The organism is Streptomyces sp. S6 (genome assembly GCF_054880855.1).
The window spans coordinates 1-550 of sequence record NZ_JBTYMC010000744.1; the positions used below are offsets into that span (position 1 = coordinate 1).

Genomic DNA, 550 nt, shown 5'->3' on the forward strand with positions numbered 1-550 from the left:
ACGGCGACGACCGCGCGCTGGACGCGTTCACGCGGCACCCGCTCCCCGCGCGCGGTGTGCGCGTCCCCGGCGCCGAAGTGGGTGATCCGGATCCGGTACGGCCGCCCCGCCTCGACCCCGGCCTCGACGGCGGCCCCGGCGTCGTCCACGTGCACGTGGACGTTCCACAGCCCGTCCCCGCCGACGACGACCAGGGAGTCCCCCAGGGCGTCCAGCCGGGTCCTGAGCCGGTTCACGGCCGTGTCCTCGGCCTCCAGGAGGTAGATCACCTCGAACGCGGGCCCGTCACCGCCCTCGGCACACGCCTCGCTCTCCACGCGCGCGTGCACCCCCAGTCCCACGCTCGTCACCCGCGCGACCGGCGCCTCCCCCGTGAACGTCTCCACGAGCGCCCCCAGCACCGCCACGAGCCCCCTCCCGCCCGCGTCGACGACCCCGGCGTCCTGGAGGACGGCGAGCTGTCCCGGGGTGGCCGCCAGTGCCGTACATGCCCCCCTGTGGGCCGCGCGGGCGACGGCGGCGCAGTCGCCGCCGTCGGCTTTCGCGGCGT

The 550-nt window shown here is 77.1% G+C and carries 1 pseudogene; it reads right to left on the minus strand.

What is annotated here, in order from left to right:
• Positions 1–550, minus strand: a pseudogene (locus ACVNF4_RS36820) (DAK2 domain-containing protein); the annotation flags it as partial.